At 71.9% G+C, this 19,968-nt stretch carries 24 protein-coding genes; 9 read left to right on the top strand and 15 right to left on the bottom strand.

Translation table 11 applies throughout. The features are described from left to right. Positions 1-89 precede the first annotated feature (89 nt). Positions 90-929: a cupin domain-containing protein gene (locus tag G3576_RS23590; RefSeq protein WP_164696926.1), complete on the bottom strand. Its 840-nt coding sequence runs from the start codon at positions 927-929 to the stop codon at positions 90-92. Between the two features lie 84 nt (positions 930-1,013). On the opposite strand from G3576_RS23590, the gene G3576_RS23585 reads away from it, so the two are divergent. After that, positions 1,014-2,558 carry a class I adenylate-forming enzyme family protein gene (locus G3576_RS23585; protein ID WP_164696925.1) on the top strand — a complete coding sequence of 515 codons (1,545 nt, stop codon included), beginning with the start codon at positions 1,014-1,016 and terminating at the stop codon, positions 2,556-2,558. On the opposite strand, the gene soxA is transcribed toward G3576_RS23585, so the two are convergent. The 12 genes from soxA to G3576_RS23525 all read right to left on the bottom strand — a co-directional run bounded on the left by soxA (position 2,548) and on the right by G3576_RS23525 (position 12,341). Further along, positions 2,548-3,270: a sulfur oxidation c-type cytochrome SoxA gene (gene soxA, locus G3576_RS23580; protein ID WP_164696924.1), complete on the bottom strand. Its 723-nt coding sequence runs from the start codon at positions 3,268-3,270 to the stop codon at positions 2,548-2,550. The genes G3576_RS23585 and soxA overlap by 11 nt on opposite strands. Then, on the bottom strand, positions 3,267-3,587 hold the full coding sequence (soxZ, locus tag G3576_RS23575) for a thiosulfate oxidation carrier complex protein SoxZ (RefSeq protein ID WP_164696923.1): 321 nt from the start codon (positions 3,585-3,587) through the stop codon (positions 3,267-3,269). The genes soxA and soxZ overlap by 4 nt, the downstream gene beginning before the upstream one ends. A 4-nt stretch (positions 3,588-3,591) precedes the next feature. Beyond that, positions 3,592-4,032 (bottom strand): SoxY-related AACIE arm protein, encoded by a 441-nt coding sequence (locus G3576_RS23570; RefSeq protein WP_164696922.1) that lies wholly within the window; start codon positions 4,030-4,032, stop codon positions 3,592-3,594. Beyond that, positions 4,029-4,433, bottom strand: a complete 405-nt coding sequence (gene soxX, locus G3576_RS23565; protein ID WP_207623009.1) for a sulfur oxidation c-type cytochrome SoxX — start codon at positions 4,431-4,433, stop codon at positions 4,029-4,031. The genes G3576_RS23570 and soxX overlap by 4 nt, the downstream gene beginning before the upstream one ends. 49 nt (positions 4,434-4,482) lie before the next feature. Continuing rightward, the gene (locus G3576_RS23560) at positions 4,483-5,721 is read right to left on the bottom strand and encodes an NAD(P)/FAD-dependent oxidoreductase (protein WP_164696920.1); all 1,239 of its coding nucleotides are present in this window, start codon (positions 5,719-5,721) and stop codon (positions 4,483-4,485) included. Continuing rightward, positions 5,718-5,987, bottom strand: coding sequence for a c-type cytochrome (locus G3576_RS23555; RefSeq protein ID WP_207623008.1), 270 nt, complete (start codon positions 5,985-5,987; stop codon positions 5,718-5,720). The genes G3576_RS23560 and G3576_RS23555 overlap by 4 nt, the downstream gene beginning before the upstream one ends. After that, positions 5,984-8,191 (bottom strand): xanthine dehydrogenase family protein molybdopterin-binding subunit, encoded by a 2,208-nt coding sequence (locus tag G3576_RS23550; RefSeq protein WP_164696919.1) that lies wholly within the window; start codon positions 8,189-8,191, stop codon positions 5,984-5,986. Before G3576_RS23550 ends, G3576_RS23555 begins: the two co-directional genes overlap by 4 nt. A gap of 14 nt (positions 8,192-8,205) precedes the next feature. Beyond that, positions 8,206-8,670 (bottom strand): (2Fe-2S)-binding protein, encoded by a 465-nt coding sequence (locus G3576_RS23545; protein WP_164696918.1) that lies wholly within the window; start codon positions 8,668-8,670, stop codon positions 8,206-8,208. Between the two features lie 143 nt (positions 8,671-8,813). Continuing rightward, positions 8,814-10,154 (bottom strand): tetratricopeptide repeat protein, encoded by a 1,341-nt coding sequence (locus G3576_RS23540; RefSeq protein WP_164696917.1) that lies wholly within the window; start codon positions 10,152-10,154, stop codon positions 8,814-8,816. Positions 10,155-10,195: 41 nt separating this feature from the next. Further along, the gene (locus tag G3576_RS23535; protein ID WP_164696916.1) at positions 10,196-10,876 is read right to left on the bottom strand and encodes an SDR family NAD(P)-dependent oxidoreductase; all 681 of its coding nucleotides are present in this window, start codon (positions 10,874-10,876) and stop codon (positions 10,196-10,198) included. A gap of 11 nt (positions 10,877-10,887) precedes the next feature. Then, entirely contained in the window at positions 10,888-11,241 is a 354-nt protein-coding gene (locus tag G3576_RS23530; RefSeq protein WP_456237354.1) for a YnfA family protein, read from the bottom strand. Further along, a complete protein-coding gene (locus G3576_RS23525) occupies positions 11,214-12,341 on the bottom strand; it encodes a M20 family metallopeptidase (protein WP_164696915.1) in 1,128 nt (375 codons plus the stop codon). The genes G3576_RS23530 and G3576_RS23525 overlap by 28 nt, the downstream gene beginning before the upstream one ends. A gap of 120 nt (positions 12,342-12,461) precedes the next feature. Between G3576_RS23525 and G3576_RS23520 the strand changes: the two genes are divergently transcribed. The 3 genes from G3576_RS23520 to G3576_RS23510 are packed head-to-tail and all read left to right on the top strand — an operon-like array spanning position 12,462 to position 14,430. Continuing rightward, positions 12,462-12,914: a MaoC family dehydratase gene (locus G3576_RS23520; RefSeq protein ID WP_164696914.1), complete on the top strand. Its 453-nt coding sequence runs from the start codon at positions 12,462-12,464 to the stop codon at positions 12,912-12,914. Further along, positions 12,911-13,507: an LOG family protein gene (locus tag G3576_RS23515; RefSeq protein WP_164696913.1), complete on the top strand. Its 597-nt coding sequence runs from the start codon at positions 12,911-12,913 to the stop codon at positions 13,505-13,507. Before G3576_RS23520 ends, G3576_RS23515 begins: the two co-directional genes overlap by 4 nt. Further along, a complete protein-coding gene (locus G3576_RS23510) occupies positions 13,504-14,430 on the top strand; it encodes a bifunctional riboflavin kinase/FAD synthetase (protein ID WP_164696912.1) in 927 nt (308 codons plus the stop codon). The genes G3576_RS23515 and G3576_RS23510 overlap by 4 nt, the downstream gene beginning before the upstream one ends. Here the strand turns inward: G3576_RS23510 and G3576_RS23505 are convergent. Next, the gene (locus G3576_RS23505; RefSeq protein ID WP_164696911.1) at positions 14,423-14,872 is read right to left on the bottom strand and encodes a zinc-ribbon domain-containing protein; all 450 of its coding nucleotides are present in this window, start codon (positions 14,870-14,872) and stop codon (positions 14,423-14,425) included. The genes G3576_RS23510 and G3576_RS23505 overlap by 8 nt on opposite strands. A gap of 145 nt (positions 14,873-15,017) precedes the next feature. On the opposite strand from G3576_RS23505, the gene G3576_RS23500 reads away from it, so the two are divergent. From G3576_RS23500 to G3576_RS23485, 4 genes are read left to right on the top strand one after another with little or no spacing between them, the layout of a single operon-like run. Continuing rightward, complete coding sequence (locus G3576_RS23500; RefSeq protein ID WP_164696910.1) at positions 15,018-15,821, top strand: cell division ATP-binding protein FtsE; 804 nt, start codon at positions 15,018-15,020, stop codon at positions 15,819-15,821. Then, positions 15,814-16,680 (top strand): cell division protein FtsX, encoded by an 867-nt coding sequence (locus tag G3576_RS23495; protein ID WP_164696909.1) that lies wholly within the window; start codon positions 15,814-15,816, stop codon positions 16,678-16,680. The genes G3576_RS23500 and G3576_RS23495 overlap by 8 nt, the downstream gene beginning before the upstream one ends. Then, entirely contained in the window at positions 16,680-17,279 is a 600-nt protein-coding gene (locus G3576_RS23490) for a YdcF family protein (protein ID WP_164696908.1), read from the top strand. Before G3576_RS23495 ends, G3576_RS23490 begins: the two co-directional genes overlap by 1 nt. Beyond that, positions 17,276-18,007, top strand: a complete 732-nt coding sequence (locus G3576_RS23485; RefSeq protein ID WP_207623007.1) for a lysophospholipid acyltransferase family protein — start codon at positions 17,276-17,278, stop codon at positions 18,005-18,007. The genes G3576_RS23490 and G3576_RS23485 overlap by 4 nt, the downstream gene beginning before the upstream one ends. A 258-nt stretch (positions 18,008-18,265) precedes the next feature. Here the strand turns inward: G3576_RS23485 and G3576_RS23480 are convergent, their stop codons facing one another. After that, positions 18,266-18,790, bottom strand: coding sequence for a gamma-glutamylcyclotransferase (locus G3576_RS23480; RefSeq protein ID WP_164696907.1), 525 nt, complete (start codon positions 18,788-18,790; stop codon positions 18,266-18,268). Positions 18,791-18,890: 100 nt separating this feature from the next. Between G3576_RS23480 and G3576_RS23475 the strand changes: the two genes are divergently transcribed. After that, positions 18,891-19,967 (top strand): DUF2125 domain-containing protein, encoded by a 1,077-nt coding sequence (locus G3576_RS23475; protein ID WP_164696906.1) that lies wholly within the window; start codon positions 18,891-18,893, stop codon positions 19,965-19,967. Position 19,968: the final 1 nt, after the last annotated feature.

The raw sequence follows: 19,968 nt of genomic DNA, 5'->3' as shown, positions 1-19,968 counted from the left end.
GTCTCGCCCATCTCGGTTGTACGGACGACGCTAACGTCCAGCTTGCATCCCAGTCAACGCTTGAATGCCGCGCAACGCGCGGCGGGGCCTCAATAGCGACTGGGCCGCGGCCAGGGCTTCGCCATCAGCGGCGCGAGGTCGGGCGGCAGCACCGGCTTGTGTTCGGGCTTCCAGGTGAAGGGCTGGTCTGGGTCTTCCCAATCCGTGGTCTGCGGGCCGCCGATGCTGCGGAACAGCAGCAGCGTGCCGGTCGGCGATCCGTAGGGCGCGTGCTTGAAGAAGGGCGGGCGCCAGCAATAGGCGCCGGCCTGCATGGTGCCGAGATCGCCGGCGAGTTCGCCGGCGATCAGGAAGAACTCCTGCACCACCGGATGGCGTTCGCTGCGCTCGCCCTGGCGGAAGGCGATGGTCGCGGTGAGGTAGGTGATCTCGCCCGTGTCGGGATCCGTGCGCAGGCGGCGCATGCGCGCGGTGCTGGCCATGGATTGCAGGCCCATCGACGCGAAATCGCCATCCCAGATGTTGTCGGCGGCGGCGAGGCGCCGCACCAGGCGGCGTTCGTCGAAGGCACGTCCCTCCCCGCCCGCTGTCGCGACCGGCGTGGCGGAGAAGAAGGTCAGCACGGCGGCGCCATGCTCCGACGAAAGACCGCTGCGCGGCATGTCCTTCGGAAGGTGCGCATAGGTGTGTTCGCCGTATTCGACACCATCGATCACGATGCTGCCGTCCAGCACCCAGAACTCCTCATCCGCCGCCAGCCATTCCGGCCCGCGCGCATAGCCGGCGGGGTAGCGGATGATGCAGGAGAGCGCGCCGGTCTCGTCATCACGCGAGAGAATCTTCGCATCGGCGCCTTCGCGCGCTGCGATCGCATCGCGCTGCCACGGCAGGGCCTGCGCCTGGATCCATTCGATATGCGGACGTGCCATGCGTGGCATCGCGCACTGCTGCGCCCAGACTGTCAAGCTGCGACGGATTGACAGCGCCCGCGCGCGGCCACGATCCTCCGCGCCATGCCCGATTTCACGCGACGCGGCGCCGCGCGCCACATGCTCATCTCCGACGGCATCCGTGCCTCCGCGGGGCGCACGCCGGACAAGGTGGCCATGCGGGAGAGCGGGCGTTCGCTGACCTATGCGCGGCTGGTCGATCGCATCGCGCGCGTGGCCAACCTGGTGCATGCGGGGCTCGGCCTGCGGCATGGGGAACGCGCGGCGGTGTTCTCGGCGAACTGCCTCGAATACATGGAGATCGTCTGCGGCATGGCGGAAGCGGGCGTCGCCGCCGCCACCATCGGCCCCGCCGCCGCACCGCCCGAGATCCGCTTCATCGTGGAGGATAGCGGTGCCCGCGTGATGTTCGTCTCGGCGGCGCTGGAGGAGGTGGCGCGCGCCGCCGCGCCCTCCGTCGAGCGCTTCATCGTCATCGGCCCGGCCTATGAGGCGCTGCTGGCAGAGGCCTCGGCGGGCCCCTGCCCCGTGGAGGTCACGGAGCACGACATCTTCTCCGTCCCCTATACCTCCGGCGCCACGGGCCGGCCGAAGGGCGTGCAGCTGTCGCATCGCGGGCGCGTGCTGTCGGGCTATGCGATGGCGGCCGAGCATCGCTGCTACACGCCGGAGGATCGCGCCGTCGCGACGACGCCGATGTTCCACGGCGCGGGTTTCCTGATGGCGCTGACGCCGATCTGGTTCGGCGGCCAGGTGGAGATCCTGCCGCGCTTCGACATCGACAGCCTGATGGGCACCATCACCAGCTTCCAGGCGACCAGCGCCTATATCGTGCCGGCGCATTTCGCCGCGCTCTTCGCGCTGCCGGAGGCGAAGCGGGCGCAGTGGGACATGCGGTCGATGAAGGCCGCCATCAGCGGCACGGCGCCACTGCCCCAGGCCACCAAGGAACGCATCGTCGCCTATTTCGGCGAGGGCAAGCTGTTCGAGCGCTACGGCACGACGGAGACCTCCATCGCCACCTCGCTCGGGCCGAAGGACCAGCTGCGCAAGCAGGCCTGCGTCGGCCTTCCCTATCCCGCGACGCAGATCCGCATCTGCGACGGTGATGGCCAGGAAGTGCCGCAGGGCGAGGTCGGCGAACTCTGGGTCTGCTCGCCCTACATGTTCTCGGGCTACCTCAACATGCCGGAGGCGACGGCGGCCGGCACGCGGGGCGACTGGTTCGTCACCGGCGATCTGGCGCGACAGGATGAGGAAGGCTTCGTCTACCTGGTCGACCGCAAGAACGACATGGTCATCAGCGGCGGCGAGAACATCTATCCGCGGGAGGTGGAGGAGGTGATCCTGGCGCATCCCGCCGCGGCCGAATGCGGCGTCACCGGCGCCCCGCACCCCTATTTCGGGGAAGCCGTGACCGCCTTCGTCGTGCTGCGCCCCGGCATGCATGTCGATGCCGCGACCCTGACGGCGCTGTGCCGGGAGAAGCTGTCCCGCTACAAGGTGCCGAAGGAGATTCGCTTCGTGGAGAACCTGCCGCGCAACAGCATGGGCAAGGTGCTGCGGCGCGAATTGCGCGCACGTCTGATCGCGGAGTCTAAGGCCTGACCGCGGGAGTCTCGATGGCCATCCCCGCGGCGCGGTCATTGAGGAAAATCTCCAGCGCGACATATTCGGCCGCGCCATAGGCGAAGGGCTCCGACCGCACGCCCGTCATGCAGCCGCGCAGCCGCCGCTGCAGCGACCCCAGCCCCTGCCATTCCAGGCGATAGAGCGGATAGCCCGTGGGATGCGCCTGCGGGATCACGCTGCCCGCCAGCCGCCGCCCCGCATTGTCGTCATGGCACTGGACGCAGGAGAGGTCGAGCTGGCCGCGACGCTCCCCATACAACGCGCGCCCCTGCGCCAGCGCCGGCGCCAGGCGCGGATCGGTCGGGCGGCTGATCGGCAATCCGCGCGACTGGTGCGCGACATAGGCTGTCAGCGCCAGCAGCGCCTGGCTCTCCCGCGCCGGCGGCGTCGCGCGCTGGTGGCGCTCCACGCAGGCGCTGATGCGGCCGGCGAGGTCGATCGGCGCGCCCGTCGCCTCGTCCCAGGCGGGGTAGCGCGCGGCGACGCCGCGCATCGAGGCCTCGGTGTGGCAGGACGTGCAGTCGCGGTTGAAGCGCTCCTCGCCTTCCGCCACCCAGAGCATGCCGGGGTTCTGCATGTCGTCGCGCTGCATGGCCTGCGTCTCCCGCGCCATGTCCTCGAAGCCCGATCGGCGATCCTGCGCGGAAGCGGGCAGCGCCAGCAGCAGCAGCGCCAGGGTGCGCCTCATGTCACCTCGATCGGGCGCGTCTCCGTCTGCGCGAAGCCGTTGTCGCCTTCCCAGGTCATCGTCACCGTGCCGGAGCGCGTGGCGACGGTGGTGAAGGACAGGAACGGATTGGCGGCGATCGCTGGCGACAGTTCGGCGCTGAAGATGACCGCGCCGTCATAGCTGCAGGTGAAGCGGCGGATGATGTCGCGGGGCACGACCTCCCCCTGCGCATTGGGGCGGTAGCCCGTTTCCATCGTGTGCTGGATCAGGGTGCGGATGGTGATGATGTCGCCGCGCTTCGCGCTGCGCGGCACGTTGATCAGGACGCGGGCCATGGGCTCAACCCTCGATGCAGGCGGCGAGGGTCACGACGACCTGCGCGCGGTCCGACCAGAAGCTGCCATCGGACAGCGCGGCCACCGCCAGCAGCGTCTGCGACGTCGCCAGCCGGATATGGGTGGAGAGCAGCGCGCGACCGGCGCGCGGGCCGAGCTGCGCGGTGATGACATGCGGCTGCGGGTTGCGTTCGTTGAAGACGGCGATGGCGCGGACGTGGTCCTCCTCCGTCATCGGGCTTTCGACGATGACGGAGAGCGGCACGGTGTTGCCGTTCTCCACCAGCGGCGAGATGTCGAGCGCGACGCGGCCCGGCGTGACGGGCGCGCCGCCGGTGAAGCCGCGCACGGCCTCCGCCATGGCTTCGGGCGTGGCATCGGCCTGGCGGGGCAGCAGCAGCAGGGCGGGGGCCGCGAGCAGCAGGCGGCGTGTCGGCACGATCATCGTGGCGGCTCCTCACGCAGGGTCAGCAGATAGGCGATCACGTCCTCGATCTCCTGCGCCGCCAGGATGGGGCGGCCGCGCTGGGCGGGGGCGACGCGGTGCAGGCCCTCGGTCCGGTAGTAGGAAGGCATGATGCTGTCCGGGTTCAAGCGCTTGCCATCCACCAGGCGCAGCCGGAGTTCGGCAGCGGTCCAGCGAAGGCCCGCGCCATCGAGGGGCGGCGCCAGGTTGCCCTGGAAGCGCTCCTCCGGGATCGGGCCGGAGTGGCAGAGCAGACAGAGGCCACGTGTGCGGTCGGCGACGATGGCGCGGCCGCGGGTGGCGTCGCCGGGCGTGGCGGTCAGGGGTGCTTCATCCGCACGCGCGGAGGGGATGAGGAGGAGGAGGGCCAGGATGGCCATGACAAGCCCTCTCGCCCCACAGAGGGGAGAGGGTTGCAGTTCGCTTGCCCTAGCCGAAAACATCAGCCGTGATCGTCGCGAACCAATCCTCCGCGTAGCGCGCCTCCGCCGCCCGCACGCCGGCAGGCGCCTCCAGCGGGCTGGTGCCGCCCGCGCCCGACACATCCGTCAGCAGGCCGTTCGCGGGCTGGTACACGCCCGCGACGGAGATGCCGTATTCCGGCGCCACCAGGCTGTAGCAGGTGTTCAGCAGCTTGGGCGCCTGCACCGCGCGCCCGGCCAGCAGCGCCACCATCGCCGCGGCGGCGACCCGGGCCTGCGCATTCGCGGCGAAGGCGGATTTCGGCATGGCGCCGGCGATGATGGCGTCGCCGATCACATGCACGCCCGGCACCAGCCGGCTCTCGAAGCTGGCGGGATCGACGGGGCACCAGCCGGAGCGGTCAGCGACGCCGGCAAGCTGCGCGATGGCGCCCGCGCGCTGGGGCGGAATGACGTTCACCACCGCGCCGTCCTGCGTGCCGAAATCGGTGGTGACGCGGCGCGACTTCGGATCGACCTCCGTCACGCGGCCGCCCATGGCGAGGGGCACGTATTCGAGGGTGTCCGGATAGAGGCTGGCCCAGGCGGCTTCGAACAACCGCTGCTTGCTGAAGACGTCCTTCGCATCCAGCACCAGCAGCTTCGACCGCGGTTTTCTCGATTTCAGGAAATGCGCGATGAGGGAGGCCCGCTCGTAGGGCCCGGGCGGACAGCGATAGGGGTTGGGGGGCACGACCATGACGACGGTGCCGCCATCCGGCATGTCCCGCAGTTGCGCGGCCAGCAGTTCCGTCTGCGGGCCGGCCTGCCAGGCATGGGGCATGACCTCGGCGGCCGCTTCGTCATAGCCGGGCAACCCATCGAAGCGGATCTCGATGCCGGGCGAGAGCAAGGCGCGGTCGAAGGGCAGCGTGGTGCCATCGACCAGGGTCACGCGCCGGGCCGTGGCATCCACGCCCGTGGCGCGCTGGTGCACGACAGTGATCCCCTCTGCCCGCAGCGCATCATAGCCGAAGCGCTGCGCCGCCATCCCGCGCAGCCCGGCGATGACGGCGTTGCTGAAGGGGCAGGCGGTGTAGGTGGCGCTGGCCTCGACCAGCGTCGTCGCGATGCCGGCGCGGTGGAGCGACCGCGCGGCGGTGGCGCCGCCGAAGCCGCCACCGACCACCACGACGCGCGGGCGAGCCTGCGCGAAGACCGGCGCCGGCAGCAGCAGCGCGGCCAGGGCGCGTCGCGTGGCCTTCATCGCACGATCCAGGCGGCGATGGCCTGGCTCTCTTCCTCGGTGAAGCCGCGCGCCAGGCGGTCCATCAGCGTTGCGGGGCGCGTCCCTTCCCGGAACTCCCGCATCGCCGCCGCGACCGCCGCCGCATCCCGCCCGCGCAGCGGGGGGATGGCGGCATCGGCGCGCACCGGCGAATGGCAGCCGAGGCAGGTGGAGGCGCCGGGTGGCGCCTCCTCTGCCGCGAAGGCTGGCGCCGCCATCAGCAGCGCCAGCGCGAAGGCCCTCACGTCCGGCGCAGATCCGCCTGCTGCAGCGGAAGCTGGCGGATGCGCTTGCCGGTGGCGGCGAAGATCGCGTTCAGCACGGCAGGCGCGGCGACGGCGATGGTCGGCTCCCCGACGCCGCCCCAGAAGCCGCCCGTCGGCAGTACGATCGTCTCCACCTTCGGCATGTCGATCATGCGCATGACCGGGTAGCTGTCGAAGTTGGTCTGCTCGATCCTGCCGTCCTTGACCGTGCATTCGCCATAGAGCGCGGCCGACAGCCCATAGACGAAGCTGCCTTCCACCTGGGCGGCGATCTGCTGCGGGTTCACGGCATGGCCCGGGTCCGTCGCGGCGATGATGCGATGCACCTTCACCTCCCCGGCATCACTGACGGAAACCTCCGCACAGGCCGCGACATAGGCGCCGAAGCCATGGGTGACGCAGAGGCCGCGATGCACGGCCTGGCCGTTGACGGCGGCAGCCGGCGTGCCCCAGCCCGCGCGTTCCGCGACGGCGTTCAGCACGGCCAGGTGCTTCGGGTGGTTGGCCATCAGGGACCGGCGGAATTCCAGCGGATCCTTCCCCGCCGCATGCGCCACCTCATCCAGGAAGCATTCGAGGTAGATCGCGTTCTGGTTCAGGTTCACGCCGCGCCAGAAGCCCGGCGGCACATGCGGGTTGCGCATGGCGTGGTCGATCAGCAGGTTCGGGAAGCTGTAGCCGATATCGGCCTCGCCGCCGCCCGCATTCAGCCCCTGGAAGACTACGGGGTCGCGGCCATCCCGGATGTTCTGCGGGAAGATGCCGGCGACGATGGACTGGCCGCTGATGCGCATCTGAAGGCCGGTCAGGTTGCCCTGCGCGTCCAGCCCCGCGGTCAGCTTGCACATGGTCACGGGGTGGAAGCGGCCCTGGAGCATGTCCTCCTCCCGCGTCCAGATCAGCTTGATCGGCGTGCCGGGCATCTCCTTCGCGATGGCGACGACCTGGCGCACCCAGTCATGCACCGCGCCGCGACGTCCGAAACCGCCGCCGAGGTGGATCTTGTGCACCTCGCAGCGCGCGGGCGGCAGGCCGGAGGCCTCGGCGGTGGCGGCGTGCGCCGCTTCGCCATTCTGGGTCGGGGTCCAGACCTCGCAGCGCTCCGGCGTCCAGACGGCGGTGGCGTTCATCACCTCCATGCAGGCGTGGTTCTGGTGGGGATAGCCGTAGATGGCCTCCACCTTGCGCGCGGCGCCCGCGATGGCGGCGGCCGCATCGCCGTTGCGGTTGCCGACCGCTGCCTGGGGCGCGTCGAAGGCCTGCATCATCACGTCGCGGAAGGCGGCGGAGGAAGCGTTGGCGTGCTCCCCGTTGTTCCAGGTGATCTTCACCGCCTCCAGCGCCTTATGGGCGCGCCACCACGTATCGGCGACGACGGCGACGGCATTGTCGCCCACGCGCAGCACGCGCTTCACGCCGGGCATGCGCTCGGCCTCCGCGCTGTCCACCGCGGCGACGGTGCCGCCGAAGACCGGGCAGGCGTGGATGGCGGCGTTCAGCATCCCCGGCAGCTTCAGGTCCATGCCATAGACCTGGCTGCCATTCAGCTTGGCGCGGGTGTCGAGCCGCGCGACGGGCTGGCCGATGAGCTTCCAGTCGCGCGGGTCCTTCAGCGGCACATCGGCGGCGGCCGGCGCCGTGAGGCGCATGGCGGCCTCGGCGACGGCGCCGAAGGTGGTGGTGCGGCCGGTGGGCGTATGGGTGATGACGCTGTTGGCCGCACGGCATTCGCCGGGCGCGACGCCCCAGCCATTGGCGGCGGCCTGGACCAGCATCATGCGCGCCGCGGCGCCGCCCTTGCGGACGTATTCGTGGCTGTCACGGATACCGCGGCTGCCGCCCGTGGACATGTTCCCCCAGATCCGGCCGCGCGCCAGGTTCTGGCCCGGTGTCGGGTATTCCGTCGTGACCTTGGCCCAGTCGCATTCCAGCTCCTCGGCCACCATCTGGGCGAGGCCGGTCAGCGTGCCCTGCCCCATCTCCGACCGCGCGATGCGGATGATGACGGTGTCGTCGGGCTTCACGACGACCCAGGCATTGATCTCCGGCGAGGCCGGTGCGGCCGCCCCTTGCGCCAGCGCCTTGGAGGGCGCGGGGAAGCGGAAGCCGAAGGTGAAGGCGCCGGCCGCGGCGACGGCGGTGCCGAGGACACCCCGGCGCGAGGGCTTGGTGATCGCGTTCATGATGCGCACCCCCCTCAGCCGGCCGCGCCGGCGGTGCCGGCGGCGCGCTGGATGCCGGCCAGCACGCGGTTGTAGGTGCCGCAGCGGCAGATGTTGGTGACTTCCTCCCGGATCTGCTGCTCCGTCGGGCGGGGGGTATTCGCCAGCAGGGCGGCAGCGGCCATGATCATGCCGGACTGGCAGAAGCCGCATTGCGGCACGTCCAGCGCCAGCCAGGCCTGCTGGATGGGGTGGCTGCTGTCCGGCGACAGGCCCTCGATCGTCACGATCTTCTGGTTCTCGTCGAAGGCGGAGACGGGCATGGCGCAGGACCGCGTGGCCACGCCATCCACATGCACGGTGCAGGCGCCGCATTGCGCGATGCCGCAGCCATATTTTGTCCCGGTGAGTTCGAGCTGTTCGCGGAGCACCCAGAGCAGGGGGGTGTCGTCCTCCACCTGCACCTCGATCACGCGCCCGTTCACGTTGAGCTTGGCCATCCCGTCTCTCCCGCCTTGCCGGGAACATGTCCCGGCTGCCGGGAGGTATCCCGGCGTGTTGGAAGAATCCGTATCAGCGGGCGGGACGCGCGACAACAACTTCCGGCTGTGGGAGGGGTGTCAAGAAAGCTTGTTCCGAGGGATCAGAACGGCACCGCCAGCGCCGCCTCCGCATAGCCGATGCGCCGGGCGGGCGAGAGGGCGTAGCGGCCGGCCGCGCGTTCCAGGGCAAGCCGCGTATCCTCCGCGCTGCCCGCCTTCATGGCAGCGTCGAGGAAGAGCTGTTCCAGCACGTCCTGCTGCGCGTGGCTGCCACCGAGGCGATGCAGCGCGCCCAGCGCCGGGCGCAGCACCGCCACGGCCTCGGCGAAGCGGCCCTCCCCATGCAGCATCACCGCCTGGCAGGCGGGCAGCGCGGCCTCCCGCAGGATGGCGGCGTGGTGGGTATTCGCGCGGCCCGCTTCCCCCAGCGCTTCCAGCAGGCGCGTCGCGGCGGCGCGGCGGCCGGTCGCCACCAGCGCCATCATCCAGTGCGGCTGGGTGAAGGCGGAGAGCGTGTCGCCGATCCGCGCCTCGGCCTTCTCCGCCAGCTCCGTCCAGCGGTCGCCGGGATCGAGGCCGCGGAGTTGCAGCCGGAACAGCATGGAGGCCGCGTTCTGCATGTCGATGTAGAGGTCGGGCTGCGCCTGGGTGACCGGGGAGGAAAGGTTGCGGAAGCGCGTGTCGTAGAGGTCGAGCACCGCGCCGTATTCGCGACGTTCCATGTGAAACATGGCCTGGTGCCACCAGAGATGGTGCATCAGATTGTTGCCGCCGTCCCAGTTCGGCTCGAGCGCCCGGATCCAGTCCAGGCCCTCCGTGCGCCTCCCTTGCATCTCCAGCACATGCGCCACGCCATGGGCGGCCCAGAGGTCGCCGCGGTCCATCGCCACGGCCTGGCGGCCGGCCTGTTCGGCGATCAGGTAGTCGCCGCATTCCTCATGCGCGAAGCAGCGGCAGGCGAGGACGCTGCCATAGCCCGGGATCGCCTCCGACCAGCGGTGCATCACCCGCTCCACCGCCGCGCGCATGCGGCCGGGCTCGCCCATCCAGAAGGCGGAGAAATGGTGCAGGCGGAAGGCGAGGAGGTCGTGGGGGTGGTCGGCGATGATCCGCTCCCAGGCCGAGAGCGCGCCTTCGGGCCGGCCTTCCGCCCATTCGCGCAGCGCGGCCATGTGGGCGCGTTCGCGGGGGTTGGCGGGCATCGCCTCCGCGGCCGCGACGGCGGCCAGTGCGCGGGGCGCCATGCCGCGGTCATAGGCCATGAGGGCGAAGTAGCCGGAGAGAAGCTGGCCCAGCGGCGCCGTGGGGTCGAGCGTGCGGAAGGCCTTGAGGCGCAGGCCGGTGTCGAAGCGGTAGTTGAGAAAGCCGGCGATGACGTGGTCGAAGGCGCGGGCGGCTTCCTCCGACTCGACGGTCAGCGCATTGCCCTGGGCGTCCTGCATGGGTGGCGTCCTTGCTGGTGCCGGAAAGGCTAGCGAAGTTGTCAGAAGGTCTCCACCCACGGGCGAAGCTCGATCTCGGCGGACCAGGCGCTGCGGGGCTGGCGGATGGCGTGCAGCGCGGCCTCCGCGATCGCGTCGGGGTCGATCAGCGTATCGGCGCCGGGGTCGGGGCGACGTTCGCTGCGGATGCCGCCATCGACGACGATGTGGACGACATGGATGCCCTGCGGGTGCAGTTCCCGCGCCAGCGCCTGGCCCAGCCCGCGCAGCGCGAACTTCCCCATCGCGAAGGGGGCCGACCGCGCGAAGCCCTTCACCCCGGCGGAGGCACCGGTCAGCAGGATGGTGCCCCGGCCGCGCGGCAGCATGTGACGCGCGGCCTGCTGCGCGACGAGGAAGGCGCCGAAGGCGCAGACCTCCATCGTGCGGCGGACATCCTCGGGATCGAGATCGATGGTCGGGCCGCGGACGCGGAAGCTGGCGTTGTAGAGCACCACCTCCGCCTCGGCGGCCTCCGGCTTCCCGAACAGCGCGGCGACCGCCGCGGGGTCGCTGGCGTCGCAGGCATGGAGGGTCGCGCCGGTCTCGGCGGCCAGCGCCGCAAGCTTGTCCGTGTTCCGGGCGGCAAGGGCGACGCTGTATCCCTCCCCCGCCAGCTTGCGGGCGAGGCTGGCGGAGAAGCCGGGGCCGGTGCCGACGATCAGGGCGCGGGGGGTTGGCATGGCGGTATTCCTCAGCCGGTGGGGCGTGGCGCGGGCAGGATGATGCCGGCGCCGGCCAGGCAGAAGGCAAGGCCGATCAGGTCCCAGCGATCCGGCCGCGCCCCCTCCACCACCCACATCCAGCCGAGCGAGGCCGCGATGTAGATGCCGCCATAGGCGGCGAAGGCGCGGCCGGCGAAGGCGGCGTCGATGCGCGTCAGCAGCCAGGCGAAGAGCGCGAGGGACAGCAGCCCCGGCAGCAGCCACCAGGCGCTGCGCCCTTCCCGCAGCACCGCCCAGGCGGCGAAGCAGCCGGCGATCTCCGCCAGCGCCGCCAGGGCGTAGAGCGCGATCGCGCTCAGTCGATCGTCTCCAGCAGGCCACACAAGGTCGCGCAGCGCGGCGCCAGGTCGCGCCAGAGGATGTGCTCATGCGGCGCATGGGCGCCGGCGCCGGTGCAGCCGAGGCCATCCAGCGTCGGGATGCCGAGTGCCGCGGTGAAGTTGCCATCCGAGCCGCCGCCGCGATGCTGCGTCGGCAGCGCATAGCCATGCTGCTGCGCGAAGGCGGCCGCGCGGTTGTAGAGCTCGACGATCGCGTCCGTCTCCGCGAAGGGCGGGCGGTTCATGCCGCCGGTGACGGTGATGGCGATGCCGTCGCTCTCCCCGGCCAGGCCCAGGATCATCGCCTCCATCCGCCCGCCCTCCGCGATGGTCGGCACGCGCAGGTCGATCTCGCAGCCCGCCTCGGGCGGGATCACGTTCGGGCGCGTGCCGCCGAAGATCGGCGCGACATTCGTCGTGATGCCGGCATCGAGGTCCGTCATCCCATGCACCTTGAGGATCAGCCGCGCCAGCGCGACGACGGCGCTGCGCCCCTCCGCCCAGTTGCCGCCGGCATGGGCGGAGACGCCGCGGATATCGACCACGAAGCGGCCCACGCCCTTGCGGGCCGTGACGCAGGCGCCGCCGGCACCGGCGGGTTCCGGGATCAGCACGGCGCGGGCGCCGCGGCTGGCTTCCTCGATGGGCTCGCGGCTGGTCGGGCTGCCGACTTCCTCATCGGGCGTCAGCAGCAGGGTGATGGGGCGCTTCGTCGCGACCTTCTGGCGCAGGATCTCCCGCACCGAATGGAAGGCCATGAAGGAGCCTGCCTTCATGTCGTAGATCCCCGGCCCATAGGCACGCTCGCCATCGATCCGGAAGGGCATCGGCCCGGCCAGCGTCCCATGGTCCCAGACCGTGTCCAGGTGGCCGGCCACGACGACCGGCGCGCCGGTGCCGGGGGTGCGGCAGATCAGCGTGTCGCCGAAGCCGTCGCGGCCGGGCAGCCGGGTGATGGCGCCGCCCACGGCACGGAGCTCGGCCTCGCAGCGGTCCATCAGGCCGTTGACGGCGGCGGCGTCGGTGGTCGGCGTCTCATGCTCCACCCAGCCCCGGAGTTCGGCGAGAAGCTGCTCCGCGGTGCCAAGCTGGGTCTGGGGCATCTGGTCCTGTCCGTCTGCTGGTGGGGGCAGGTTTCTCGCAAGCGGGCGGGGGGTTGTCCATGCTTGCCCACCCCTGTCCCCGGGGCTAACGGGAGCGCGCTGCAACCAGGGACGGCGCGGATGGAGGAAGGCTGCTTCTTCGAGGATCTGGCCGTCGGCCAGAAGGCCTCCTTCGGCAAGACGATCACGGAAGCCGACATCGTGCTCTTCGCCGCGGTGACGGGCGACACGAACCCGATGCACCTGAACGCCGAATACGCGAAGGATTCGATCTTCGGCGAACGGATCGCCCATGGGATGCTGGCGGCGGGGCTGATCACCAAGGTCATGGGCACGCAATTGCCGGGGCCGGGGACGATCTACATGTCCCAGTCATTGCGCTTCCGCGCCCCCGTGCGGATCGGCGATACCGTCACCGCCATCGTGGAGATCACCGCCCTGAACACCGAGAAGCATCGCGCCACCCTGCGCACCGTCTGCCTGGTGAAGGGCAACCCGGTGCTGGAGGGGGAGGCGCTGGTCGCCGTGCCGTCCCGCGCCGCCATCGCCGCGAGGAAGGAGCGGCAGGCATGAGCGGATCCTTCAAGCGCGTCTGTGTCTTCTGCGGCTCCATGCCCGGCGTGCGGCCGGCCTATGCGGAAGCCGCGCGTGAACTCGGGCGTGTCGTGGCGAAGCGCGGCCTAGGCCTGGTCTATGGCGGCGGCGCGGTCGGGCTGATGGGCATCGCCGCCGATGCCGCGCTGCAGGCGGGGGCGGAGGTGATCGGCGTGATCCCGCACGGCCTGCTGAAGCGGGAGGTCGGCCATGGCGGCGGGGTCGAGATGCATGTCGTCGACACCATGCATGAACGCAAGGCGATGATGGCCGACCTCTCGGACGGCTTCATCGTGCTGCCCGGCGGCTTCGGCACGCTGGAGGAGGCGGTGGAGGCGCTGACCTGGGCGCAGCTCGGCATCCAGGCCAAGGGCGTGGTGTTCCTGGACACCGAGGGCTTCTGGCAGCCCTTCCTCAAGACGCTCGACTTCATGCAGCAGGAGGGCTTCGTCCGCCCCGGCCAGCGGCCGCTCGCCATGCAGGCGGCGACGGTGGAGGAGGCGCTCGACAAGCTCGCCGCCTTCCGCCCGCCGCCGGAGGTGCTGCCCTGGCTGCGGCCGCACCAGGCATGACCATCATCCAGGACTGGCACGGCGTGCCGGAGGCGGCGCGCGGCGCCACCGTCGCGCTTGGCAATTTCGATGGCGTGCATCTCGGCCATGCGGCGGTGCTGCGGGCGGCGCATGGGGCGCGGCCCGACCTGCCGCTGGCGGCGCTGACCTTCGAGCCGCATCCGCGGGAGCATTTCCGCCCCGACGACCCGCCCTTCCGCCTGACCGTGTTGGCGGCCAAGGCGGAGGCGCTCGGCGCACTCGGCGCGCGGACCGTCTTCGCCATCCCGTTCGGCGAAAAACTGGCCGCCATGTCCGCGGAATCCTTCGTGGAGGAGGTGCTGCACCAGGGCATCGGCGCGAAGCACCTGGCCTGCGGCGCCGACTTCGCCTTCGGCCATCGCCGCGGCGGCGATGTCGCCTTCCTGGCGCGGGAAGCGGAGAAGCGCGGCATCGGCCTGACCGTGGTGCCGGCCGTGACGGACGCCGCCGGCCCCGTCTCCTCCACCCGCATCCGCCGCGTGCTGCAGGACGGCTATCCGGACCTCGCGGCCGCCATGCTGGGCCGGGACTGGGAATTGCGCGGCGAGGTCTTCCACGGCGACAAGCTCGGCCGCGAGCTCGGCTGGCCGACGGCCAACATCCTGCTCGGCCGGCAGCTGGAACCGGCGCGCGGCGTCTATGCCGTGACGGTGCGGCTCGCGGATGGCAGGCTGGTGCCCGGGGTCGCCAATGTCGGCCGCCGGCCGACGCTGGGCGGCGATCCGGTGACGCGGCTGGAGGTTCACCTCTTCGACTTCTCGGGCGACCTCTACGGCCAGGAGATCGGCGTGCGGATCCGCGCCTTCCTGCGGGCGGATGCGAAGTTCGATGGCCTGCAGGCGCTGCAGGACGCGATCGCGGCCGATGCGCGGAATGCCCGCCGCGTGCTCGGGATCAGCTGAGGCCGAGGGCCTGGTAGAGCCTGGCGGAGGCCGGCCAGGCCTCCATGATCTCCCCCCGGAAGGCGAAGCCGGCATAGGTGCCGAGCGCCACCACCACCAGCGTCATGATCCAGCCCGCCAGCGCCAGCCGGTCCGGCGGGCTGGCCGGCGCATCGCTGAGGCGCGGCAGGGGCGGATCGATCGGCATGGACTGCGTCGGGCCGCGGGAGGGCGGCGGCCGGTCCGCGGATGGGGCCGGCGGGGGTGGGGCTGCCTCGGGTGGTGCGGGATCAGGCGCCGGGGCGGGTGACGGCGCCATGGCCGGCTCGGGCGCCGCGGCTTCGGGCAGCGCGGCCTGGAACTGGTGACCGCAGCGGGCGCATTTCAGCAGCCGGGGGCCGGCGGCCAGGGCGGCGTCGGGGACCTCGTATTCGGCGGCGCAGCTCGGGCAGGCGATTCGCATCGGTGCGGCAGAGTGACGTTACCTGAGGGCTCTCGTCCAGCAGGCTTGTCGCGCCGCGTGATACACCCCCGCGTGAGCAATAGGCGCGTGATCAAGCCCGCGATGATCATTTGGCGTCACCGCGCGCCCATGGCAGACATCGCCCATGGTTCGCTTCGAAGCCGTCGGCCTTCGCTACCCCGGCGGCGGCCCGCATACCGGATCCTGGGGGCCGGAGGCGCTGGTCGACGTCACCTTCGCCCTGCCGCCCGGGTCCTTCACCTGGCTGCTCGGCCCCTCCGGGGCGGGCAAATCCTCCGTGCTGCGCCTGATGCACCTCGCCCTGCGACCCACGCGGGGGGAGGTGGAGGTGCTGGGGCTCCGATCCTCCCGCGCCGCGCGCGCCGCACTGGCGCCGGTGCGGCGGCGGATCGGCGTGGTGTTCCAGGATTTCCGGCTGCTGCCCTACCTCTCCGCCTTCGACAACGTGGCCCTGCCGCTGCGGCTCGCGGGACGGCCGGAGGCATCGCTGCGCGCCGATGTGAACGAGATCCTGAAATGGGTCGGCCTGGACGGGAAGGCGGGGAGCCTGCCGCCGGAACTTTCGGGCGGCGAACAGCAGCGCGTCGCCATCGCCCGCGCCGTGGTCCACCGCCCGGCGCTGCTGGTGGCGGATGAACCGACGGGCAACCTCGACAACCGGCAGGCCCGCCGCCTGCTGGCCCTGCTGCGGGAGATGAACCGCCTGGGCGCCACGGTGGTGGTGGCGACGCATGACGAGGACCTGGTGGCGCGCTTCCCCGCCCCCGCGCTGGTGCTGCGGGATGGCAGGCTGCATGACCCCGATGGCGCGCGCGGCATCGATGCGGACCTGACCGTGGATCGCTTTGCGGCGCCGGAGGAGGAGGACGCGGTGCCGGAGGCGCCCTCCCCGCCCCCACCACCCCGGCGGGATCCCGACCTTGGCTAGGCGCCGGCGCTATTCGCGCGATCCGCTCGGCCTGCGCCGGGCGCTGTCGGGGCTGCTGCTGCCGGGGCTGGTGGCGGCGATGGCGCTGCTGGCCGCGCTGGCCCTGGCCGGCGCGCAAGGGGCGGCGGCGCTGGCGGATCGCTGGCAGCGCGGCGCCGCGGCGGCCGTCACGGTGCAGATCCCCGATGCCGACCAGGCCCGCGTGCAGCGGGCGCTGGCCACGCTCCGGGCCATGCCGGAGGTCGATGACGCCCAGGCGATGGACCCGGAACGGCTGGCGGGGCTGCTCCGCCCCTGGCTCGGCGCCGCTCCCTCCATCCCCGTCCCCGGCGTGCTGGAACTGCGGCTGCGAGACACGCGCGTCGATCCGGTCCTGATCGGGGACCGGCTGGCGGAGGCCGTGCCCGGCGCGCTGGTGGAGGCGCATGGCCTCTGGGTCCAGCGGCTGGCGGCGCTGGCGCGCAGCCTGCAGGCGCTGGCGCTGGTGGTGCTGGTGCTGGTCGGGCTGGTGGCGGCGGCCGTCGTGGCCGTCGGCACCCGGGCCGGCCTGGCGGCGCGGCGGGACGCGATCGAGGTGCTGCACGGGCTTGGCGCGCGGGATGGCGACATCGCCGGCCGCTTCGCCCGGCGGCTGGGGCTGCTGGCCGCCGGCGGCGCGCTGGTCGGCACCGCGGCCGCCGTGCCGGCGCTGGCATTGCTGATCGACCTGGCGGGGCCCTGGCTCGGCAGCGCCGGCGCCATGGACAGCCTGGCCGGGCTGCCCTGGCCGGGGCTGGTGGCGCTGCCGCCCGTGGCCTTCCTGGTGGGATGGGCGACGGCCCAGGCGACGGTGCGCCGCTGGCTGCACCGGCTGCCCTGATGCGCCGCCGGCTGCTCCGCCTGGGCGTGGCGGGGCTGGTGGCCCTGCTGGCGCTGGGCCTCGGCTTCCAGGCCTTCCTCGGTGCCGTGCGCGCCCTGCCCGACCCCGCCGCCGCACCCGCCGACGCCATCGTCGTGCTGACCGGTGGCGCCGAACGGGTGGAGACCGCGCTGCGACTGCTGGATGCCGGCGCGGCGCCGCTGCTGCTGGTCTCCGGCGCGCATGCCACGCTGACGCTGCCCGAGTTGGCGCGCGTGCATGGCAGGGCACCCGGCAGCCTGGCCGGGCGGGTCATGCTGGGGCATGCGGCGGCCACCACCATCGGCAATGCGGCGGAGGCAGCGGCCTTCGCGCAGGCGCGGGGCATCCGGTCCATCCGCCTGGTCACGGCGGCCTACCACATGCCGCGCGCGATGCTGGAGTTCCGCCGCGCCCTGCCCGGTGTGGACCTCCAGCCGCATCCCGTCCGCCCGGCTTCCTTCGCGGCGCTGCCGCGCGGACGCCGATGGGCCCTGATGCTCGGCGAATTTGTGAAGTATGGGACGGCCGCCGCCGGCCTCACTCGCTACCTGCCGGCCAGGGAGTCCGCCCGTCGATGAGATCCTACCCCGTGGTCTGGCTGCGATCGCTGCTGTTCAACATCCTGTTCTTCGGCATCACCATCGTCATGGTGCTGGTGGCGATCCCGACGCTGTTCATGTCGCGCGAAGCCGCCATGCGCACGGCCAACCTCTGGTCCTGGCTGGTGATCCAGGCGCTGCGATACGTGGTCGGGGTGAAGATCGACATCAGGGGTTGGGAGAACATCCCGCCCGGCGGCGTGGTGATCGCGGCCAAGCACCAATCGGCCTTCGACACCATCGTCTGGCTCGGCCTGCTCAAGCAGCCGGCCTATGTGATGAAGAAGGAACTGCTGAGCATCCCGCTCTACGGCCATTACGCCAGGCGGGCGGGCATGATCCCGGTGGACCGCGAAGGCGGCGGACCCGCGCTGCGGGCCATGCTGCGCGCCGCGACCGCGTCGGTGGAGGAAGGCCGGCAGGTCGTGATCTTCCCCGAGGGAACGCGGACCGCGGTGGGGGAGCGCGTGCCCTATCAGCCCGGCGTCGTCGCCATCGCCGCGGCCACGGGCGCGGGGGTCGTGCCGGTCGCCACCGATAGCGGTCGTGTCTGGGGCCGTCGGGCCTTCCTGAAGCATCCCGGCACCATCCGCATCTCCGTCCTGCCGCCGCTGCCGCCGGGCCTCAACCGCGCGAAGCTGCTGGCGGCGCTGGAGGAGCAAATCGAGACGGAGACGGATCGATTGATGGCGGAGCCGCAGGGATAAGCCTGTGGATAAGTCTGTGGGTCTTCCATTCGCGCCCAGCGCCAGCCTCGGGCTCCAAGCGCCTGCGGCAGCCCGCTATTCTGCAATGCACTGTTACCGCGGGGTCGATGACCCTGCATCAGCCAGGGTGTAACCCGTTGAATTCAAAAAGCAAATCACCGCGACCTGCAACCATCGCTGATCCGGCCGTTCATCTTTGCTCCACCAACCCGAGGTTGTAACGACCACACCTCGGCGCGGTGGATGAATGCTAGTCGCTCAGGCTTCGGGCAGTAGCGCCGCAATCCGCGCCAACCCTGCATCCCGCACGCCCATGGCCTGCAGATGGGCCAGGGTATTGAGCAGGTAGTCCCGGTTCGGCCCCATCCGCCCGACCCCGCGTGCGATGGTCGCGGCTGCCTGTTCCGGCGCCAGGTGGCGGACATAGAGGCGGCAGGCGCGGTTCGCGACATAGGTCACGGCCGGCACGGTGCTGCCCTGCCCCACCAGGCGCACCGGCACCACGCGACGGTGATAGACCACCTCCGCCCCATCCGGCAGTTCCCGGTCATCGAGGTAGCGCAGCACCGCCGCCGCCGCCGCGCCCGGCACGCGGAAGGCGACGCCCCGGCAGGCGCCGCCGCGATCAAGCCCCAGCACCAGGCCCGGCGCCTCCGGCGTGCCGCGGTAGTGATGGGACCAGAGGCAGAAGCGCCGATGGAAGCCCTGCAGCAGCGCCGCCTGGCTGCCCGCATGATCGAAACCAGGCCGCCAGATCAGCGAACCATAGGCGAAGACCCACATGTGCCCGCATGGGGCGATGGGCGGCGCTTCGGCGGCGGGAGGGGCGGATGAGGTCTGCACGGTGGGGCGGGGGCGGGCTATACCGCCTGCCACGATGGAAATGAAGCCACCCGGCCGCCGGCGGCCCCTCGCCCCCCGAATCGCCCTCGGCGCCCTGGTGGCGCTGGTCGCGCTCGGGGCCGGGCATGCGCTGCTGTGGCGCGCGATGGCGACGGAGATCGAGCAGGGCTTCGCCACCTGGGTGCAGATCCGCCGCGCCCAGGGCTGGCGCGTGGAGCATGCGGCGCCCATGCGCGCGGGCTATCCGCTCTCCGCCGCGCTGATCCTGCCGAACCTGCGGATCGAGGGCGGGGATGCCACCCTGCCCGGCGGCTTCGTCCTGCAGGCGGAGCGCGCGGTGCTGCGCGTGGTGCTGCCGCGGGTGGACCGGCTGCGGGTGGAGATGCCGGGCGCGCAGCGGCTGCGCCTCGGCGATGACGAGTTCCGTTTCGCCGCCGACACGCTGGTGGCGCTGCTGCCGCTGGAGGTCGGCACCCCGCCCCGCGGCGGAGAGGTGCTGGCGGAGCGGCTCCGGCTATCGACCCCGGCGGGGCCGATGGAGGTCGGCGCCGCGCGGGTGACGCTCGACACCTCCTCCACCGCGACGGAGGGCGAGGCGGCGCTTGAGGTGAATGCCTCGGCCGAGGAGATCGACCTGCCCGCCGCACCTGGCGGCCGCGCGGCCGCCTTCGGGCGCCGCATCAACGCGCTGGCGGCGGAGATGGCCCTGAGCGGGCCGGTGCCGCCCGGCCGCTTCCCGGTGGTGCGCGCCGAAAGCTGGCGGGATGCGGGCGGCACGCTGGAGGTGAAGAGCCTGACCCTGCGCTGGGGGCCGGTGGAGGCCGCGGCCTCCGCCACCCTGGCGCTGGATGAGGGGTTGCAGCCGATGGGCGCCGGGTCGCTCCGCGTCATGGGGGCCGGCCCGGCGCTGGACGCGCTGGCGGAGGCGGGGCTGGTGGGCCGCCGCGCCGCCGCCACGGCGCGGGCGATCCTGCCGCTGATGAGCCGTCCCAACGCCGCGGGGCAGCCGGAGGTGGAACTGCCGCTGACGATCCAGGACCGGACGCTGGCGGTGGCTCGCATCCCTGTGATGCGCTTCGACGCCCTCGCCTGGCCCGCGCCGGACCGGGAGCGCTGAG

The organism is Falsiroseomonas algicola (assembly GCF_011040385.1).
Classification (GTDB): domain Bacteria; phylum Pseudomonadota; class Alphaproteobacteria; order Acetobacterales; family Acetobacteraceae; genus Falsiroseomonas; species Falsiroseomonas algicola.
This window is presented reverse-complemented; position numbering and strand designations above follow the sequence as displayed.

Coding starts and splice junctions, on each gene's coding strand:
- G3576_RS23490 (WP_164696908.1), top strand. CDS start 16,680: ATGCGCCGCCGGCTGCTCCGCCTGGGCGTGGCGGGGCTGGTGGCCCTG.
- G3576_RS23485 (WP_207623007.1), top strand. CDS start 17,276: ATGAGATCCTACCCCGTGGTCTGGCTGCGATCGCTGCTGTTCAACATC.
- G3576_RS23515 (WP_164696913.1), top strand. CDS start 12,911: ATGAGCGGATCCTTCAAGCGCGTCTGTGTCTTCTGCGGCTCCATGCCC.
- G3576_RS23570 (WP_164696922.1), bottom strand. CDS start 4,032: ATGATCGTGCCGACACGCCGCCTGCTGCTCGCGGCCCCCGCCCTGCTG.
- G3576_RS23505 (WP_164696911.1), bottom strand. CDS start 14,872: ATGCGAATCGCCTGCCCGAGCTGCGCCGCCGAATACGAGGTCCCCGAC.
- G3576_RS23525 (WP_164696915.1), bottom strand. CDS start 12,341: ATGCCCCAGACCCAGCTTGGCACCGCGGAGCAGCTTCTCGCCGAACTC.
- soxX (WP_207623009.1), bottom strand. CDS start 4,433: ATGGCCATCCTGGCCCTCCTCCTCCTCATCCCCTCCGCGCGTGCGGAT.
- G3576_RS23590 (WP_164696926.1), bottom strand. CDS start 929: ATGGCACGTCCGCATATCGAATGGATCCAGGCGCAGGCCCTGCCGTGG.
- G3576_RS23500 (WP_164696910.1), top strand. CDS start 15,018: ATGGTTCGCTTCGAAGCCGTCGGCCTTCGCTACCCCGGCGGCGGCCCG.
- G3576_RS23545 (WP_164696918.1), bottom strand. CDS start 8,670: ATGGCCAAGCTCAACGTGAACGGGCGCGTGATCGAGGTGCAGGTGGAG.
- G3576_RS23560 (WP_164696920.1), bottom strand. CDS start 5,721: ATGAAGGCCACGCGACGCGCCCTGGCCGCGCTGCTGCTGCCGGCGCCG.
- soxA (WP_164696924.1), bottom strand. CDS start 3,270: ATGAGGCGCACCCTGGCGCTGCTGCTGCTGGCGCTGCCCGCTTCCGCG.
- G3576_RS23475 (WP_164696906.1), top strand. CDS start 18,891: ATGAAGCCACCCGGCCGCCGGCGGCCCCTCGCCCCCCGAATCGCCCTC.
- G3576_RS23550 (WP_164696919.1), bottom strand. CDS start 8,191: ATGAACGCGATCACCAAGCCCTCGCGCCGGGGTGTCCTCGGCACCGCC.
- soxZ (WP_164696923.1), bottom strand. CDS start 3,587: ATGGCCCGCGTCCTGATCAACGTGCCGCGCAGCGCGAAGCGCGGCGAC.
- G3576_RS23585 (WP_164696925.1), top strand. CDS start 1,014: ATGCCCGATTTCACGCGACGCGGCGCCGCGCGCCACATGCTCATCTCC.
- G3576_RS23535 (WP_164696916.1), bottom strand. CDS start 10,876: ATGCCAACCCCCCGCGCCCTGATCGTCGGCACCGGCCCCGGCTTCTCC.
- G3576_RS23520 (WP_164696914.1), top strand. CDS start 12,462: ATGGAGGAAGGCTGCTTCTTCGAGGATCTGGCCGTCGGCCAGAAGGCC.
- G3576_RS23480 (WP_164696907.1), bottom strand. CDS start 18,790: ATGTGGGTCTTCGCCTATGGTTCGCTGATCTGGCGGCCTGGTTTCGAT.
- G3576_RS23540 (WP_164696917.1), bottom strand. CDS start 10,154: ATGCAGGACGCCCAGGGCAATGCGCTGACCGTCGAGTCGGAGGAAGCC.
- G3576_RS23510 (WP_164696912.1), top strand. CDS start 13,504: ATGACCATCATCCAGGACTGGCACGGCGTGCCGGAGGCGGCGCGCGGC.